Source organism: Sphingobium vermicomposti (genome assembly GCF_011762025.1).
GTDB classification, from domain to species: domain Bacteria; phylum Pseudomonadota; class Alphaproteobacteria; order Sphingomonadales; family Sphingomonadaceae; genus Sphingobium; species Sphingobium vermicomposti.
Genome location: NZ_JAASQR010000002.1, coordinates 182,811 through 199,875, shown reverse-complemented (window position 1 = coordinate 199,875; position 17,065 = coordinate 182,811). Strand labels below are relative to the sequence as shown.

Sequence of the window (17,065 nt, the reverse complement as noted above, 5' to 3'; positions counted from 1 at the left end):
GCATGAGCTGTGAAAGCAGAAACCCTCCTCAAGGGCCTTTCGATAGGTCTGGTTTTCTCGGCCCCTATGGGCGCTTCTGCCCAGACCGCGCCGACGGAAACGACTGCGACCACCCCGGCCCAACCGACGGTGGACGCCGGCTATCTGCTGGGTCCCGATGATGAAATAAAGATTGCCGTCTTCGGCCAGCCCGACCTTTCCTCGACCACCCGTATCAAGGCAGACGGCACCGTCACCCTCGCCCTGATCGGCCCGATCTCCGCGCGCAGCAAAACGACGTCCCAACTCGCTCAGGCGATCGCGGCCAGCTATGCAGCGGGCGGCTATCTCACCAGCCCCTCCGTCAATGTCGAAGTGAGCAACTTCGTCAGCCGTTTCGTCACCGTGCTCGGCAATGTGCCGCAGGCGGGCAACTATCCGCTCGACCGCAACTATACGGTCGCGTCCATGCTGGCGAAGGCCGGGGGATCGACCACGGCGGGCGCGAATGCGGTCGTGCTGACCCCCGCCGACGGCAGCGGCCCCATTCGCATCTCGCTCGCCGACATGACCGCGGGTGCCAATCGCATGCTGAAGCCCGGCGACATCCTGTTCGTGCCGCCTGCCGAAAAAATCTACGTCTACGGCCAGGTGCAGGACCCCGGTGCCTTTTCCTACGTGCCGGGCCAAAGCTTCCGCCAGGCGCTCGCCCTCGCTGGCGGCCCGACGCTCGCCGGGTCGACAAAGCGCATCAAGGTCCGTCGCGAGGGCAAGGAAATCCAGGCCGATCTGGACGACCCCGTCCGGCCTGAGGACGTTCTCATCATCCGGGAGAAGCTGTTTTGACCGCAATCGATCAAGGCTTCGCGCAGGATCGGCCCAGCGGCATGCTGGACTGGCTCCTGTCCTTCCGCCGCACCATGGCCCGCGCCGACAATGGCGTCAGCGCGTCCCGGGCAATCCCTGCCCAACCGCCGCTGCTGCTGGACACACCAGTCCAGCCCGGTTTCCGCCCCACCCCGCAGCAGGTGCAGGACAATGATCCACGCCCGCTGTCCATGGGAGCGATGGCCGCGCCGATCAAACCGATCAGCCTACGCCGCGATTCCATCTACAACGCCTTCAACACGGCCATGCCGGTATCTGATCGCCACGGCCTTGCCGGGCGCAACAGCGAACTGGAACGGCTGGTCGAAGCCATCGTGGTTCAGCGCAAGCACGCCGTCATCTTCGGCACGCGCGGGTCCGGCAAGACATCCCTCGCGCGGGTGTTCGGCGACCTGGCCGATGAAGCAGGCTGCATCGCGCTTTATGGATCGGCCAGCGGCGACGCGGACTTCGACTCGCTCTTCCGCCCTTTCCTGACCGAACTGCCGATGAGCGCGGCGGGGCAGGAACGCGCGCGCAAGCTGATGAACGAACCGCTCGACGTGACCCGGCTGGCGGCGCTGCTGGTGGAGGATGTGAAGCAACGGTCCATCCTGATCCTGGACGAATATGACCGGGTAAAGTCGGACGAAGCGAAATCCGACGTCGCCACCTTGCTCAAATTGCTGACCGACATCCATTCGCCGGTTCAGGTCGTGCTGGTCGGCATAGCCGGTGACGTGGACGGGCTGATCGCTGCCCACCCCTCACTGCGCAGGCACATCGCGCCCCAACGGGTAGCGGCCATTCCCAAGCCGGAACTGGAGCGGCTGCTGCTCAGCTGCGCTGCCAACGCCGCGCTTCATCTTGATCCCGACGCGCTCGACGCGCTGGCGGGTGCGGCGATGGGTTCGCCCTATCATGCGCGCCTTTTCGGCATGCAGGCCGCCCTCATCACCGAAGCGGGCGGGCGGGATCGCATGACGCTGTCTGACGTGGATCACGGCCTTGCCTCCGCGCTGGAGGACTGGGCGGAGATGAGCGGCGCGACCCATGCGCTGTTCCGCCGGGTGCTGTGGGACGCCACCACCAGCCGCCGGATGATCGCACTGGCGGGCGTGGCGGCGTCGCAAATGTCGACCATATCCTTCGACCGACTCGTCCGCCTTGGCGATGAAGTGCTGGGCGGCGGATCGGTCAATCAACAACTGGCGGCGGATGCCATGCGACGGCTGGAACCCGCGCTGACGGCGATGCCGGGCGGGGAACTGTTCATGTTCGAAGATACGCTGGCCCCGCAATTCCTGCTGCTGATGGCCAAGCAGCCTGTGGCAGCGGCACCCCCGCCACCGACCCCGGCAGAGGAAATGCGCGCCATGCTCAAGGGAGTGGACGGGCTATGACCATGAACCCCATGGACCTTTTGTCGGCGGTGCAGGCGCGATGGCGGACGGCGGTGTTGCTGGGCGGCGCGCTGTTCCTGGTCATCGCGATCTTCGCTTTCCTTCAGCCGCGCCAATATGTCGCGACATCGTCGTTGCTGATGGACCTGTCGCAAACCGACCCTACCGATTCCAACGCGCAACAGGGCGCGCGCGTCGATGTGGACAGCATCCTTGGCACCCAGACCGACGTCATTCGGTCGGCCAAGGTCATCAACGCCGTGGCCAGGGAAGCAGGCTTCGTCGACGCCCTGCCCAAGGATATTCCCGCCGCCGCGCGGCTCCAGCAGGCGGCGGATCGCGTGCGCGCCAGCCTGACCGTCACCACCGGGCGGCAGAGCAACGTCCTGCAACTGCAATACATGGATGCCGACCCTGAAATCGCGGCAAAGGTCGCGAACCTGACGGCACAAGTCTACATGCGGGAGCAAGTCGAACTGCGCGCCTCCCCCGCTCGCGGATCGGCCAAATGGTTCGACGAGCAGACAAAGGAAGTGCGCGGTCGCTATGAAATGGCGCAAAAACGCCTGTCCGACTTTCAGCGCGCCCATGACATCATCGGCATCAACCGCATGGATCTTGAAGCGGAAAAGCTGAAAAACATGTCCTACCAGCTGACCCAGGCGCAGGCCGAAGCGGCAGCCGCCCGGTCCAAGGCGGGCGCAGGTTCGGTATCGGACATCGAAGGATCGCTGATCGTCCAGAACCTGCAGGAACAGGTGGCGACTCAATCGGCAAAGGTGTCCGAACTTTCCAAGACGCTGGGTCCCAATCACCCGACCATGGCAGCGGCCAGCGCGCAATTGTCCGAACTTCAGGCAAAGCTGGGTTCCGCCAGAGCCAGCCAGGCCGGGGCCGTGAATGCGAACAGCCGTGCTGCAAACCGGCGCGAAGGCGACCTGCGGTCCAACATGGCGGGGCAGGAAGATCGCATGATCCGCATGTCCGACGTGCAGGACCAGTTGATGGTCATGCAGCGTGACGTGGACGCCGCGCGCCAGACCTATGACACGGTGCGCCAGCGCTTCAACGAAGCGGCCCTCAAAAGCCAGATATCGCAACCCAATGCCAGCCTGCTGGACAAGGCTGCGGTGCCGCTGCTCCCGGCCAAGCCCAACCTGATGCTCTGGTTGATCGCGGGGGCCGCATTGGGACTGATCGGCGGCGTCACCACCGTCGTCATGGCCGAAATCCTCCGCCCCCGCGTCCGGTCAGCCGCTGGCGTGACCCGCGCGACCGAAGTGGAAGTCATCACCGAACTAAAGCCGCTTCCTGCGCGGAACGGCTGGTTCTTCAAACAGCAGGAGGCTGCATGAGACTGCGTTCTACGGCAGGCGCCCCAGCCCATATGATGCCCGGCGGCGGCGGCGCGCTGCGTCCCCGCGGCAGGGACCATCAAAGCTTTGCCAAACTGGCGGTCGACAACGGCTTCCTTGCGGAATCCGACGTGAACCGCGTCGATGCGCACGCCCGTTCGCAGGGCCTGCCATTCCACGAAGCAGCGGTCGATCTGGGCCTGCTGGACGATGACGCCGCCGGACTGCTGGCGGCATTGCAGGGCGGTTTTGCCCTGCTGCCGGATGGGGATGAACGGATCGACCCGCTGGTGGTCGCCGCTTTCGATCCGGCCAGCCCCTATGCCGCAAAGGTGCGAACCGTCCGCGCAAAGATGCGCGCGGCGGCAAAGTCCGGCGATCCATCGTCGCTTCGGCTTGCCGTGCTGTCGATCGACGCTGGCGATGAAGCGGCGATCATGGCTGCCAATCTTGCCGTCGTGCTGGCGCAAATGGATGGCCCGACCATGCTGATCGACGTCGACATGGGCACGCCCCGGCTCGACCGGCTGTTCCGGGTCGCGAACAAGGCCGGCTTGGCCGAACAGCTGATGGGCAGTGCCGCCTTGCTGCCTGCGGCCCGCACGGCCATTGACGGCCTGTGGCTGATGACCGCCGGGCGCGCTTCGGGCAGCGCCACCAGCCTGATCACGCGCGGCCCGCTCGCCGAAACAGCCAATGGCTGGGGCCTTCGCGACACATCGATGCTGTTCTACCTGGCCGAACGCAAGGGCGAACAGACCCCCTTTGGCAGCATCCTTGCCGGTTTCGACGCAGCCGTCATCGTTGCGCGGCGGGGCGATACGGCAATCGCCGACATGCGGCGCATCATCGACGATCTCGACCGGCAAGGCGTCCCGATCGCAGGCACGGTCATCGCATGAGCGCCGAACAAGCGCTGGACCAGCCCTTTCCTCCGGTCGAACAGGAAAAGAGCGCGATGGTCGGCGGCGTCGCCGTCTCCACTTTGTCCCTCGACGCGCTCATCAACAAGATGGTGCGCGACGCTCCACTGCGCCGGATGCTGAAACAGCCTGCGTTGCTGGTGTTCGACTGCAATGGACAGGGCCTGTCCATGAACGCCACCGATGCATCGTTCCGGGCTGACCTGGCCCAGGCCGACCTGATCCATGCCGACGGGCAGATCATCGTGACCGCATCCCGCTGGTTCGGCCAGCCACCCATCGCCGACCGGTCCAGCACGACCGACATGTTCATCGACAGCCTGCCGCTCGCCGCTGAACATGGCGTCAGCTACTATCTGCTGGGCGGCGAGGATCAGGTGAATGCCGAATGCGCCCGCCGTATCTGCCAGTCCACGCCGGGCCTCAAGCTGGCGGGCCGCCGCGACGGCTTCTGGACAGCAGACGAAGAGGACGCGCTGATCGATGACATCAACGCAGCCGCTCCCGATGTGCTGTGGGTCGGCACCGGCAAACCGCGTGAGCAGGCCTTTTGCGTGCGCAATCGCGACCGGATCAAGGCCGGGTGGATCGTCACCTGCGGTGGCCTCTACAATTATGTGACCGGCGACTATCCACGCGCGCCCATGTGGATGCAAAAGGCCGGGCTGGAATGGCTGCACCGCATGGTGACCCGTCCTCGCCAACTCGCCTGGCGCTACATCACCACCAACCCGCACGCACTGTGGCTGATCTGGAAACATCGCCGTGCCTGAAACCCGGCTGTCCAACACGCAGCTGGCTGACCCGCATAGGTCCACCGGACGCATCAGGAACCTTGGCAGCCTTTTTGGCCGCTTCGGCCTTGCCAGCCTGTCGTCCGCGATCGTGTCGGTCAGCCACCTGGCCGTGCAGCTATTTTCGATCCATCATCTCGGCACGGCGGCCATCGGCACGCTCGCCTTCCTGCTGGTGATCATCCAGTTCGGATATGGCCTGTCGAACGCGCTCGTCTCGACGCCTTACACCATTGCGGTCAACCAGACCGACGATGCCGATCGCGCCGGTTTCGATTTCTTCTTTCCCGTGAACCTGCTGCTGTCGATCAGCCAGGGCCTCATCTGCGCGGCCATCGCCTGGACGACGGCTTCCCCCATGGCGGCGCTGATGTTCGGGCTGGCAGGCACGCTGTCGCTCGTCCGCTGGTTCGGGCGGTCCAACGCCTACGCCCATCATGCGCCCGCGCGCGCAGCATGGTCCGACCTGGCCTATGCCGGAGCGATCGTCGCGGGCCTGTTGGTCGCCACCCGAACCGGCGCGGACATCACCGGCATTGGCGGGATGCTGGTGGCGGCCAGCCTGGTCGGACTACTGCCCTTCGGCCTTGCCTATCTCCGCCGTCATGCCGCCATGGGGCCGGGCCGGGCGCTGCGCGCTTACCGTCCGGTGTGGCGGGACCAGTCCGCATGGACGCTGGTCGGCGTGCTATCGACCGAAGCCACCTCCAATTCCCACAGCTATATCGTGACGCTGCTGGCCGGACCCGCCGCCTTCGCGCCCGTGGCCGTGGGGATGCTGTTCTTCCGCCCGGTCAATGTCTGCATCACCGCCCTCACGCAGCTGGAACGGCCACGCATGACCCGCGCGGTCGCGAAAGGAGATCATGTTGCAGCGATCAAGGCGGAACGCATTTTCACGGGCGCGCTCCTGTTCCTGTGGCTCGCCACTTGCGTCCTCGCGGCGGTCGTCCTCTACGGCTTCCCCGGCCTGATCCTCAAACCCACGCTCGATCATGGGCTAGTCGCAACCGCTGTCGCCCTGTGCGCGCTGCTCAGCCTCGTCCAGTGCATCCAGACGCCCATGAGCGTCCTGACGCAGGCCCGGCGCGCCTTCCGTCCGCTCGCCACGCAAAGCCTGCGCAGCTGCGGCGTCGGGATCGTTGCCGTCACCCTGCTCACCCTCGCCGTCGCGCCGATCTTCTCCATCGCGGGCGTCGTGTTGTCGCAGCTGGTGATGATGCTGGGCATCTGGCGTCTCGACCGCAAATGGCGGCGCGACCATTTGGCGAAGGGCTGACCCATGGCCTCAACCTGGCATCGCACCGGCCACGCGCTCCCGCCTCCCGCTTCTCCCGCCATCGCGCAGGACAGCCGGATCACGCTGATCGCGCAGATATTCTACTTTGTATTCCTGATGATGGTGTTCATCGGCCAACAACCTTTCGCCTCGCGCACGCAGGATGAACTGGTCGCGATGGCGCAGGATAATGACGGGTCTGACCTGTTCAAACAGGCGCTTTTCATCGGCTTTGCGCTGCTGCTGACCTTTGTGCAGATATTGCGCAAACATCCGCTGAAATACCGTTTTTCCTTCTGGCCGCTCGCGATCATGCTGGTCTGGTTCCTGATCACGTGCAGTTGGGGCGTCGATCCGTTCGTGTCGTTCAAGCGCGTGATGCAGCAGTTGATCGTGATCTACATCACCTTCTGCGCGCTGGCGCTGATGGGGCCTGACCGGCTGTTCACGGCGCTGCGATGGGCGTTGATCCTGTCGCTGATGATCTGCTGGATATCGCTGCCGCTGACATCGGCGGCCTTCCATCCCCCGACCGAAAGCGACAAGGCGCTGATCGGCGCATGGCGTGGCTTTTTCTTCCACAAAAATATTGCGGGCGCGGTCATGGCGCTGACCTTCATCGTGTGCGGCAATGCCTGGATCGACAAGCGCAAATGGTATTACGGGCTGTTCGCGCTGATGGCCTTCGTCTTCGTGATCGGGACAAAGAGCAAGACTTCGCTCGCGCTGTGTTTCGGCATGCTGGCGATCAGCAACATCTATCGCGCGCTCAGTGGGAACACGCAGAAACGGGCGATCCTGCTGCTGTTGCTCGGCTTTGGCATGGTCGGCTTTTTGGCCCTCTACATCGCCTATCAGCCGACGGTGGAAAGGCTGTTCGCCGACCCGACATCCTTCACCGGGCGCGTGTCGATATGGCGGGTGGTGTTCGACTATCTGGGGGACCATCCGTTCCTGGGCGCGGGTTTTGGCGGCTTCTGGCAGGTTGGCGCGCATTCCCCCGCGCATGATTATCTGAACCAGCAATTCCAGATGCTGACCGCGCATTCGCACAATGGCTATCTTGAAATCTGGGTGACGACCGGCCCCTTCGGCCTCATCATGCTGCTATTGTCCTTCATCGCCCTGCCCGCCTGGTGGTTCCTGAGCGGCGCGACCAGGGAGAACCAGCATCTGATGGTCCCCGCCTTCGCCGTGTGGACCTTCGTCCTCTACCAGAATCTGCTCGAAACCTCCTTCTTCGACAAGGACCGGCAGGTCTGGGTAATCTTCCTCGCCGCCATCGCGACCGCCCACGCCACCTTCAAGGCAAAGCCGCGTCCCCAGTGGAGCAGGCAACAGCCGCGTCCTTCGACGGAGCCGACACATGGCTAGGATTATCGTCTGCATACCCACCTGCAACCGCCCGCAGGGGCTGGAACGCACGCTGCAGTCCATCGCCGCGCTCGACACCCGCCACCTGTTGGAGGTGCTGGTCGCCGACAATGACGCGACCCGGTGCGAAGGCATGGCCGTCGTCGAACGCCTCGCCTCGCAGGGCTATCGCTGGCCGATCGAAGCGTTGCTGGTCACCGAACGCGGCATACCGCTCGTGCGCAACAGGTTGGTCGAAGCGGCGCTGGCCCGTCCCGGCGTTACCCATGTCGCCATGCTGGACGACGACGAAGCAGCCTCCGCAGGCTGGATCGACGCCATGGCCCATGCCGCCGACCGCTGGAAAGCCGACGTCGTGGGCGGCGCGGTGTTGCGCGAAATGGACAGCCACGTCGCGCCCTGGGCCGCCAGCCACCCGCTGCTGCAAGCCAAGCGGCGCGGCCAGTCCGGCCCCGTCGCCCTGGTCGACAGCACCGCCAACGTCCTGATCGCCGCGCACGCCCTTCGCGCCATGGGCCCCCGCCCCTTCGATGAGCGCATGGCGCTGACCGGCGGGTCGGACAAGCAGCTCTTCACCCGCATGGCCCGCGCCGGGTTCCGCTTCGCCTGGGCGGAGGACGCCCTGGTGTCAGAGCTGATCCCCGCCAGCCGCGTCACGGCGAAATGGCTGCTGATGCGCGGCTATCGGCTGGGCATGACCGACATGATCGTGGAGCGTTTCCACAAGGGTCGCCTGCGCACCCTGATCAACGAAGCCCCCCGCATCATCGCCGGCGTCCTTGTCGGCACGCTGGGCGCGGCGGCGACCTTCAACCGGGGTCGACGCCTCGTCCGCCTCGGCAAACTCTATCGCGCGGCGGGCAAGATCGCTGGCCTCGCCGGTATCCATTATGAAGAATATCGAAAGGTGCACGGCGCATGACCAATGCAGCCCCCTTCTTTTCCGTGGTCATCCCGCTCTACAACCGGGCGGCCATTGTGGGAGAAACGATCCGGTCGGTGCAGTCGCAGGACTGGCAGGATTATGAAATCCTGATCATCGACGACGGATCGCAAGACGACCCCGCCCCCATCATCGAAGCCTTTGATGACCCCCGCCTGCGCTATATCCGGCAGGACAATGCAGGCGGCGGCGCGGCGCGCAATCGCGGCATAGAGGAAGCGCGCGGGCGCTACATCGCCTTCCTCGATTCCGACGACCTGTTCCTGCCGGGCAAGCTGTCGATCATGGCCCGCGCGCTCGACCGAGACGATGGCAGGACCGTCCTCTATTCGCGAATGAAGGTCGATCGCGGCGTCGATCGCTACTGGATCAGGCCCGAACGAGGCATCCGCGATGGAGAGGATGTCGGCGAATATCTGTTCTGCGCCAACCAGTTCATGCAGACATCCACCATGGTCGTCCCCGCCGATCTCGCCCGGCGGGTCCTGTTCGATCCCGCGCTCAAAAAGGGCCAAGACCTCGACTTTTGCGTCCGCCTGCAGGGCGCGGGCGCGCGCTTTCATATGATCGACCAGCCACTGACCATCTGGCTGGACGCCAGCGAAGCCGGGCGAACATCCTATGTCCGGGGCTATGAAACCTCGCTCGACTGGCTCAATCGCTGCGGCCATATGCTGACCGGTCGCGCCCGGCGGGGATACCGCGCCACCGTACTGGCCTATCACATGGCACCCGTCCGCCCCGCGCTCGCGCTGCGCGACCTAATCATCGGCATGCTGGCAGGCGGCGTCCCACCTCGCGTGGTCGCGCGGCAAGTGCTGCGATCCTACCTGCCCAAGCCGCTTTATCGCTCACTGGTCAACCGGTTCGTGCTGCGCTTTGGCAAGGCGGAAACAGCCCATGGCGGAGGACGACCGTGATGACCGCGTGGCAACCTCCCTCGGCTTTGCAGGCGCGCGTCGCCCAGCCGCTCTTTTCCGTCATCATCCCGACCTATCAAAGGCGCGATGCCGTGGTCGCCGCTGTCATGTCCGCCCTGGAACAAAGCGTCGCCGTGATCGAAGTGATCGTCGTCGTGGACGGGTCGACCGACGGCACCGAAATCGCGCTCGGCGCGATCAAGGACCCCCGGCTGACCGTCCTGGTTCAACCCAATCGCGGCGCAGCCGCCGCCCGCAACACCGGCATCGACCATGCCAGGGGGCGCTATATCGCTTTCCTCGACTGCGACGACCGGTTCCTGCCCCATCACCTCGCCGACCTCATCCCCCTGCTGGAGGATGGCGATCATGTCGTCGCCTATGGCCAGGTGCTCGCCGACCGTGGAGCCGGGCGCAATTTCCTTAAACCCCCCCGCGCCATCGGCCAGGGGGAGCGGCTCGACAAATATCTGATGTGCGACCGGGGCTTCATCCAGACGAGCAGCGTCGCGCTCAGCCGCCCGCTCGCGGAAAAAATACGCTATCGGGAAGATGTGAAGTTCGGCGACGATACCGACTTCGCCCTGCGCCTGTCGCTCGCCGGGGCACAATTCCGCATGACGGATCGGCCCGGCACGATCTGGGCCGACCGGCAGGCAGGCGACCGGCTGTCACAGGTTCGCGGCAATATCGGCAGCCTCCGCTGGCTGGCCGACCTGCGCCCCCATATCTCGGCCCGCGCCTTTTCCGGCTATATGGGCTGGCACGCGGCGAAAAGCATCTGGCCCACCCAGCCCAGCCGCGCATTGCGCTACTATCTGACCGCATTGCTGCGCGGTGCATATGGCCCGCGCCTTGCCGGAGCGGTGCTGATGCAGATCGTGCTGCCCGACGCCGTCTATCGCAAGATTTGCGACCGCTGGATCGATTTCATCCGGCTGCTGGTCGGGCAAAGGCAACCGCTATGAAGCGGCGCGAATTTCTGGGCGCAGCCGCCGCGCTGGCCGCTTGCTCCCCCCTGCCGCCCAGCGTCGCGCGGGTCGCGTCAAGGGATGGCCTTGCGGAACATGCCCGGCGGTCGGGCCGTCATTTCGGGCTGGCCGTCAAATCGCGGCTGCTGCGTGAGGACCGCTCCTACCGGACGACCGCCGCGCGCGAATGCAGCATATTGGTTCAGGAATATGAACTGAAACGCGGCACGACCGAACCAAAGCCCGGCAAATATGATTTCAGTGGCGCGGACCAGATCATCGACTTTGCGCAGGCGCATGACATGCACGCGCGCGGCCACACGCTGGTCTGGTATGCGGCCAATCCGAAATGGCTGGAACCGGCGGTAAAGCAGGCGGGCAAGACCGAACAAAGGCGGCTGATGACCAGCTATATCGACGTCGCCATGCGTCGCTATGCCGGGCGCATTGCCGAATGGGACGTGGTCAACGAAACGCTGGAACCCAATCAGGGCCGCGCCGACGGCATGCGCGCGGAAAATCTGTGGATGCAGGCCATGGGCGAACATTATATCGACCTCGCCTTCCACCGCGCCCGCGCCACCGATCCCGCCGCCGCCCTCTATCTGGGCGACTATGGGCTGGAACATGACTCGCCCCGCTGCGAAAGGCGGCGAACAGCCATGCTGAAACTGCTCGACCGCCTGCTGGGCCGGGGCGTTCCCATCGACGCCATCGGCATCCAGGGGCATTTGAAACCCTATAAGGAACCGTTCAACCAGCGCCAATTTGCCGATTTCCTCCAGAAATTGAGCGGTTACGGCCTGAAAATCGCGGTGACCGAGTTTGACATTGCCGACCGGGGCGGACCACCCAACCCGGAAAAGCGGGACCGCGAAGTCGCCTCCATTGCCAAGGCGTTCCTTGACGTGGCGCTGGACAACCCCGCCACCCAATCGCTGCTCTGCTGGGGCGTGTCGGATCGCGATTCATGGCTGTCCAGATATCCCGACTATAAATGGCCCGACGGCCAATTGTCCCGTGGCCTTCCTTTTGACGGGGACATGGCGCGCAAGCCCTTCTGGGACGCGATCGCCGCCGCCTTCGACGCCGCTCCTCCGGCCAACGGGAATATAGCATGAGGATTTCGTCCCTTACCGGCCTGCGCGGCATCGCGGCGGTAGCAGTCCTGCTTTATCACATCCCCCATAACCCGGCCTTCGCCCAGTTCGCGATCCCGCTATTTTCGCGCGCCTATCTGGCCGTGGACCTGTTCTTCATCCTCAGCGGCTTCGTCATCTCCTTTGGCTATCACGACCGGGTGGTGAAACATCTGGGGGCCAAGAGCTACACCGACTTCCTGTTCAACCGCATGGCGCGCGTCTGGCCGCTTCACCTGATCGTGACGCTCGTCTTTGCGGCGCGCATCATCCTCAATGTGTCGGGCAATCAGTCGATCGAACTCACGCCCGCCAACATCTTCACCAATCTCACCATGGTGCAAAGCTGGGGATGGGGTACGCAGCCCATCGCGGGCAATAGCTGGTCGGTCAGTACCGAACTGGCCGCCTATCTCCTCTACCCGCTGATCGCCCTGATCGCCTTTTCGCGCTGGGCCTTGGCGCAGGCGGCGGCCTGTATCGGCCTGTTGCTGCTGGTGGCCACTTCCGGCTTTGGGTCCAGCGGGCCGATGGACGTCAATAATTCCGACAGCGTCCTCACCCTGCTGCGTTGCCTCGCGGGCTTCTCGCTGGGCGTGCTGACATATCGTTGCGCCGATCAATCATGGTGCAGGCGCATATTGGACCGCACCGGCGGCTTCGCCATCACCTGCGTGCTCATTGCGGCGGCGCTGCTGTTGCCGGGCGCGGACGTGCTGGTCGTCTGCCTCATGCCCGCGCTCGTGCTCAGCTGCTATTATGATGGTTCGGCCGCTCGCGCGGTCATGGCTAACCCCGTCAGCTTTCACCTGGGATTGATCAGCTATTCCATCTACCTCTGGCACCCGCTGGTGCGCGATGTCGCGGCCCGCGCCATGACCATGGCGCACCGTCATGGCGTCACCGGCATGGACTGGCTGTTCATCGCGGGCATGCTGGTCGCCACATGGCTGCTATGCTGGGCCAGCTATCTACTGGTCGAAGTTCGGGGGCATCAGCTCATCAAATGGCTGCAAAGCGGCAGGCCACGACGTCCCTCCGTGGTGGAGGCCACCGCCCCATGACCGTGGGCAAGGCGATATGGATCGCCATACCGACATTCCGGCGGCCCGTTGAACTGCGCCATCTGCTCGACAGCCTGGCAAAGCAGGTTCAGCGCGACGATGTCATGCTGCTGATCGCCGACAATGACGGCACCGCGCAGGAAGGGGCCGCCGTGGTGGAGGCACTGCGCAACGCGGGCTATCCCCTGCCCATGACATTGCTGCCGGTGCCGGAACCGGGGTTGTGCGCCGTGCGGAACGCCATCTGCGCGACGGCGATGGCCGACCCGGCAATGCGTTTCATCGCCATGATCGACGACGATGAATGGCCGCAACCCGGCTGGCTGGATGCGCTGCTATCCTGTCAGCAACGCATGGGCGCTGACGTCGTGGCGGGACCGGTCGATTGTCATTTTCAGGGACAGCCTCCCCGCTGGGCGCGCGAAACCCTGGTCTTCCGGCCTGAACAACGCGCTTGGGGAGCAACCGGCTTGCTCTGGGCCAGCAATAACCTGCTGGTCAGCCGCAAGGCGCTCACCATGATCGAACGGCCTTGGTTCGACCCCCGGTTCAACCGCAGCGGCGGCGAAGATCTGGACTTCCTCATCCGTCTGCGCGCCGCCGGTGCGCGTTTCGGCTGGGCACCCGATGCGCGGGTCAATGAATGGGTGCCGCCGGATCGCGCGCGGCTATCGTGGGTACTGAAACGGATGTGGCGGATCGGCTTTACCGAAACGCTGGCCCGTCAGAAACAAAGGCCGGGCCTTGCAGGCCGCACCCGCCTGCTCGCCCGCACCATCGCCATATTGACGGCGCGGACGGTCGGGCTGGCGGCATTGCTGCTGCCCGGCGCGCACCGTGTCGACATCGCCGGGCAGTGGATCAAATGCTGGGGACGCCTCTATGCCCTGTCAGGCCGCGCCCACAGCCATTATGGCGCGCTATAGATGCGAAAGCTCTTGATGATCATGTCGCCCGATCCATCATCATAGGCGCTGGTGGTTTTCACCGCCACGTTCATGATCGGATACCAGCGGTGGCCCTTGAACGGGTTTACCGACTGATATGTTTCCACGCCGTCGACGAACCAGGTGATATAATCCCGCTGAATATCAACGGCAAAGCGGTGGAAGCCCTTTGAAAAGTCCTTGATGCCATAGGCTTGCTCGGTCTGGATCGTCACCCCGCGCTGGAAACTGCGCACCCCTCCCGAACCGCCATGGATGCCATGGGCTACGTGCCGGTCGAAATCCCAATAGCTCTGATAGCCAAAACCTTCGTAAATATCGATTTCCGGCGGCCAGCCGCTGGTCGACACCAGCCAGAATGCGGGCCATGATCCCCGGCGGCTGGGCATTCTGGCGTCCCACTCATATTGCCCATAGCCAATCTGCGAAGCCAGGAAATTGCGCCCGTCCAGCACCGTCGCACCATAATGCCAGTTGCGCCCTTCATGATAGATGGGCGTCGTCAGCTTCTGGCTATGCAGGACCAGCCCCTGCGTCCCCCAATAGACCGGCCCTTCAACCCCGGGAAATACGCTGGAATCAAGATACAGGCCCGTCTCCTCATTGGCGATCTGGGTCCGGCCATGCGACAGCGACGTTGCCCAGCGGTTCCATCCGCCATCGGGGGATCGCTTGTGCGTGTCCTTCTTCAACTCGAATTGCAACGTCCCGGTCGCCGCGAAACTGCGCGGCTGGCGGAACGTGCCGGACGCCTTGGCCGTTGGTGCTGTGCCGCTTGTGGCCGTGATCGTTGCGACCGATTGCCCCTGCAATCCGCCCCACGGCACTTCCCTCAGCTTGAGCTGGAACTGCTGCCCCTGCGCCATGCCGATGATTGGCACGGCTACGGTCTGCTCCAGCGGGTCGCCCGGACGGAAGATCACGACCCTGTCCACCGTCTCATAATGATAACCGGACAGCGCGCGCAGCGTGCCCGACCCGTTCACGGTGATGACGCGAGCGATCACCGTGTTGGGCGTGGCCCGATCCAGCCGCACCGGAACATAGGCGGTCCCCGCCCCCGGAGCGACAGTGGCATTGCCCAGCCACAGCGTCGCCTTGCCCGGCAGTTTCGTGCCATTGGCAAAATCGAAGTCAGCAAAGTTTGAAGTGGTCAATGTCGAAGTCGTCGGCGATGCTGCGACAGTCGCCGTTACTCCAGTCAGAGTCGTAGTTGTCGCGACCGTAGATAAAGTCGAAGTCGATCCACCACTCAATAGAGTCGCCGCGCCTGCAACAGCCACGAACAATATGGATAATCCCGCTCCGGCCATAGGGCCAGTCAGTTTCATATTCATGGTTGCAACCCCCTTATTATACTCCCCCCGGAGGTTCGTATAGGAAGGTTAACAACAACGCCTGGTCAAGAACGGGTCGTCGCAAAACCGCCAATTTTGCGACGACCCGTTAATCTAAATCAATTCGACGCTTCATTCATGCATTCATTCCGCCGCCTGAACCAACAGCTCAGCTTCAGGCACCGCACCTCGTCCGACACTCACATATGAAAACCCCGCCGCCTCCGCGACATCCGGACGATATATGTTCCGCAAATCAACCAGCGCATCACCACTCATCGCCGAACGCAAGCGCGGCAAGTCCAGCGCCCGCAGCGCGTCCCATTCCGTCACGATCACAACTGCCGCAGCCCCCTCGGCCGCAGCATAGGGATTGGTGCAAAACTCCACATCCTGCACCATCGACCGCGCTGCCTCCATGCCTTCCGGGTCATAAGCACGCACCTGCGCCCCGCCATCCTGCAACGCCCGGATGATCGCCAGCGACGGCGCATCGCGCATGTCGTCGGTATTCGGTTTGAAGGTCAGACCCAATATGCCGATCGTCTTGCCGCGCACCGATCCATTGCACACGGCCACAATCTTGCGCGCCATCGCCCGCTTGCGGCTTTCGTTGATGGCAACGGTGGTTTCGATCAAGCGGATGGGCGCGCCTGCGTCTTCCGCCGTCTTCACCAGCGCCAGCGTATCCTTGGGGAAGCATGATCCGCCATAGCCCGGCCCGGCATGCAGAAATTTGGACCCGATGCGGTTGTCCAGACCAATGCCGCGCGCGACCTGCTGTACGTCCGCCCCCACCTGCTCGCAAAGGTCGGCCATCTCGTTGATATAGGTGATCTTCATCGCCAGAAACGCGTTGGCGGCATATTTGATCAACTCGCTCGTCCGGCGACCAGTGAACTGGATCGGAGCTTGGTTGAGGTAGAGCGGCCGATAGACCTCCTCCATGACCGGGCGGGCGCGCTCATCTTCCAGCCCGATGACGATACGGTCGGGGCGCTTGAAATCCTGGATCGCCGCGCCTTCGCGCAGAAACTCCGGGTTGGACGCGACGGCGAACTGGGCCGCAGGGTTGGCTTCGCGGATGATGCGGTCAACTTCATCGCCAGTTCCGACAGGCACCGTCGACTTGGTGACGATCACGGTATAGCCCTTGATAGCCGACGCAATCTCACGCGCCGCGTCATAGACATAGCTCAGGTCAGCATGGCCATCGCCGCGACGCGCCGGGGTTCCCACGGCGATAAACACGACGTCGGCCTGCGCTACCGATACAGGCAAATCGGTGGTAAAGGTCAGTCGCCCAGCCTTGACATTGCGGGCGATCAGATCGGCCAGTCCCGGCTCATAGATCGGCACGCCGCCGTCCTGCAGCAACGCAATCTTGCGCTCGTCCTTGTCCACGCAGATCACGTCGTGCCCGAAATCGGCAAGACACGCCCCGGACACCAGGCCCACATAGCCCGACCCCGTCATAACGATCCGCATCAGAAATTCTCCTTACTCACATGCTCCTGCGCCGAACATCTTTCAGGGGCGCACAAACCCGGCTCCTGAAGGACAGGAGGGAGGAAATAGCGACCGTCATAAAGATCGGATATTCGGCGATGAAGCCCAACGTCGTTGCCGGAACCAACCGGTTGTGACGCACCGCAACATAATGCGGGCTGCCGCACAAAAGCAACGCAGCCCGCCGTGCGCGCAGCACATATGGACGCGATCAGTGACTTGTCGTGGAGATATGTTAAAGCGTTACCTCAGGCAGCGCCA

Annotated in this window: 15 protein-coding genes; 13 read left to right on the top strand and 2 right to left on the bottom strand. The window is 63.9% G+C overall.

The features are described 5' to 3' along the window. Nucleotides 1–9: 9 nt before the first annotated feature. From FHS54_RS05795 to FHS54_RS05735, 13 genes are read left to right on the top strand one after another with little or no spacing between them, the layout of a single operon-like run. Complete coding sequence (locus FHS54_RS05795) at nucleotides 10–825, top strand: polysaccharide biosynthesis/export family protein (protein WP_167302884.1); 816 nt, start codon at nucleotides 10–12, stop codon at nucleotides 823–825. Next, on the top strand, nucleotides 822–2,249 hold the full coding sequence (locus tag FHS54_RS05790; protein WP_243855668.1) for an ATP-binding protein: 1,428 nt from the start codon (nucleotides 822–824) through the stop codon (nucleotides 2,247–2,249). Before FHS54_RS05795 ends, FHS54_RS05790 begins: the two co-directional genes overlap by 4 nt. After that, nucleotides 2,246–3,604, top strand: a complete 1,359-nt coding sequence (locus tag FHS54_RS05785; RefSeq protein WP_167302883.1) for a GNVR domain-containing protein — start codon at nucleotides 2,246–2,248, stop codon at nucleotides 3,602–3,604. Before FHS54_RS05790 ends, FHS54_RS05785 begins: the two co-directional genes overlap by 4 nt. Then, nucleotides 3,601–4,506, top strand: a complete 906-nt coding sequence (locus FHS54_RS05780; protein WP_167302882.1) for a P-loop NTPase family protein — start codon at nucleotides 3,601–3,603, stop codon at nucleotides 4,504–4,506. The genes FHS54_RS05785 and FHS54_RS05780 overlap by 4 nt, the downstream gene beginning before the upstream one ends. Continuing rightward, nucleotides 4,503–5,300, top strand: a complete 798-nt coding sequence (locus tag FHS54_RS05775) for a WecB/TagA/CpsF family glycosyltransferase (protein WP_167302881.1) — start codon at nucleotides 4,503–4,505, stop codon at nucleotides 5,298–5,300. The genes FHS54_RS05780 and FHS54_RS05775 overlap by 4 nt, the downstream gene beginning before the upstream one ends. Nucleotides 5,301–5,322: 22 nt before the next feature. Then, nucleotides 5,323–6,600 (top strand): polysaccharide biosynthesis protein, encoded by a 1,278-nt coding sequence (locus tag FHS54_RS05770; protein WP_167303564.1) that lies wholly within the window; start codon nucleotides 5,323–5,325, stop codon nucleotides 6,598–6,600. Between the two features lie 3 nt (nucleotides 6,601–6,603). Then, a complete protein-coding gene (locus tag FHS54_RS05765) occupies nucleotides 6,604–7,974 on the top strand; it encodes an O-antigen ligase family protein (protein ID WP_167302880.1) in 1,371 nt (456 codons plus the stop codon). Then, nucleotides 7,967–8,896 carry a glycosyltransferase family 2 protein gene (locus tag FHS54_RS05760; RefSeq protein ID WP_167302879.1) on the top strand — a complete coding sequence of 310 codons (930 nt, stop codon included), beginning with the start codon at nucleotides 7,967–7,969 and terminating at the stop codon, nucleotides 8,894–8,896. The genes FHS54_RS05765 and FHS54_RS05760 overlap by 8 nt, the downstream gene beginning before the upstream one ends. After that, nucleotides 8,893–9,837, top strand: a complete 945-nt coding sequence (locus FHS54_RS05755; protein ID WP_167302878.1) for a glycosyltransferase family 2 protein — start codon at nucleotides 8,893–8,895, stop codon at nucleotides 9,835–9,837. The genes FHS54_RS05760 and FHS54_RS05755 overlap by 4 nt, the downstream gene beginning before the upstream one ends. After that, the gene (locus tag FHS54_RS05750) at nucleotides 9,837–10,805 is read left to right on the top strand and encodes a glycosyltransferase family 2 protein (RefSeq protein WP_167302877.1); all 969 of its coding nucleotides are present in this window, start codon (nucleotides 9,837–9,839) and stop codon (nucleotides 10,803–10,805) included. Before FHS54_RS05755 ends, FHS54_RS05750 begins: the two co-directional genes overlap by 1 nt. Next, nucleotides 10,802–11,929 (top strand): endo-1,4-beta-xylanase, encoded by a 1,128-nt coding sequence (locus FHS54_RS05745; protein ID WP_167302876.1) that lies wholly within the window; start codon nucleotides 10,802–10,804, stop codon nucleotides 11,927–11,929. Before FHS54_RS05750 ends, FHS54_RS05745 begins: the two co-directional genes overlap by 4 nt. Then, nucleotides 11,926–13,011 carry an acyltransferase family protein gene (locus FHS54_RS05740; RefSeq protein ID WP_167302875.1) on the top strand — a complete coding sequence of 362 codons (1,086 nt, stop codon included), beginning with the start codon at nucleotides 11,926–11,928 and terminating at the stop codon, nucleotides 13,009–13,011. Before FHS54_RS05745 ends, FHS54_RS05740 begins: the two co-directional genes overlap by 4 nt. Continuing rightward, the gene (locus FHS54_RS05735) at nucleotides 13,008–13,937 is read left to right on the top strand and encodes a glycosyltransferase family 2 protein (protein ID WP_167302874.1); all 930 of its coding nucleotides are present in this window, start codon (nucleotides 13,008–13,010) and stop codon (nucleotides 13,935–13,937) included. Before FHS54_RS05740 ends, FHS54_RS05735 begins: the two co-directional genes overlap by 4 nt. On the opposite strand, the gene FHS54_RS05730 is transcribed toward FHS54_RS05735, so the two are convergent. Together FHS54_RS05730 and FHS54_RS05725 are read right to left on the bottom strand one after the other, a co-directional pair. Further along, nucleotides 13,922–15,115, bottom strand: a complete 1,194-nt coding sequence (locus FHS54_RS05730; protein ID WP_243855667.1) for a family 16 glycosylhydrolase — start codon at nucleotides 15,113–15,115, stop codon at nucleotides 13,922–13,924. The two genes, FHS54_RS05735 and FHS54_RS05730, sit on opposite strands and share 16 nt — an antisense overlap. A gap of 324 nt (nucleotides 15,116–15,439) precedes the next feature. Further along, nucleotides 15,440–16,783: a UDP-glucose dehydrogenase family protein gene (locus FHS54_RS05725; RefSeq protein ID WP_167302873.1), complete on the bottom strand. Its 1,344-nt coding sequence runs from the start codon at nucleotides 16,781–16,783 to the stop codon at nucleotides 15,440–15,442. Nucleotides 16,784–17,065 lie beyond the last annotated feature (282 nt).

What these genes read in the sequence shown, in the direction of transcription:
- FHS54_RS05785 (WP_167302883.1), top strand. Translation starts at nt 2,246, where the DNA reads ATGACCATGAACCCCATGGACCTTTTGTCGGCGGTGCAGGCGCGATGG.
- FHS54_RS05780 (WP_167302882.1), top strand. Translation starts at nt 3,601, where the DNA reads ATGAGACTGCGTTCTACGGCAGGCGCCCCAGCCCATATGATGCCCGGC.
- FHS54_RS05775 (WP_167302881.1), top strand. Translation starts at nt 4,503, where the DNA reads ATGAGCGCCGAACAAGCGCTGGACCAGCCCTTTCCTCCGGTCGAACAG.
- FHS54_RS05765 (WP_167302880.1), top strand. Translation starts at nt 6,604, where the DNA reads ATGGCCTCAACCTGGCATCGCACCGGCCACGCGCTCCCGCCTCCCGCT.
- FHS54_RS05760 (WP_167302879.1), top strand. Translation starts at nt 7,967, where the DNA reads ATGGCTAGGATTATCGTCTGCATACCCACCTGCAACCGCCCGCAGGGG.
- FHS54_RS05755 (WP_167302878.1), top strand. Translation starts at nt 8,893, where the DNA reads ATGACCAATGCAGCCCCCTTCTTTTCCGTGGTCATCCCGCTCTACAAC.
- FHS54_RS05750 (WP_167302877.1), top strand. Translation starts at nt 9,837, where the DNA reads ATGACCGCGTGGCAACCTCCCTCGGCTTTGCAGGCGCGCGTCGCCCAG.
- FHS54_RS05745 (WP_167302876.1), top strand. Translation starts at nt 10,802, where the DNA reads ATGAAGCGGCGCGAATTTCTGGGCGCAGCCGCCGCGCTGGCCGCTTGC.
- FHS54_RS05740 (WP_167302875.1), top strand. Translation starts at nt 11,926, where the DNA reads ATGAGGATTTCGTCCCTTACCGGCCTGCGCGGCATCGCGGCGGTAGCA.
- FHS54_RS05735 (WP_167302874.1), top strand. Translation starts at nt 13,008, where the DNA reads ATGACCGTGGGCAAGGCGATATGGATCGCCATACCGACATTCCGGCGG.
- FHS54_RS05725 (WP_167302873.1), bottom strand. Translation starts at nt 16,783, where the DNA reads ATGCGGATCGTTATGACGGGGTCGGGCTATGTGGGCCTGGTGTCCGGG.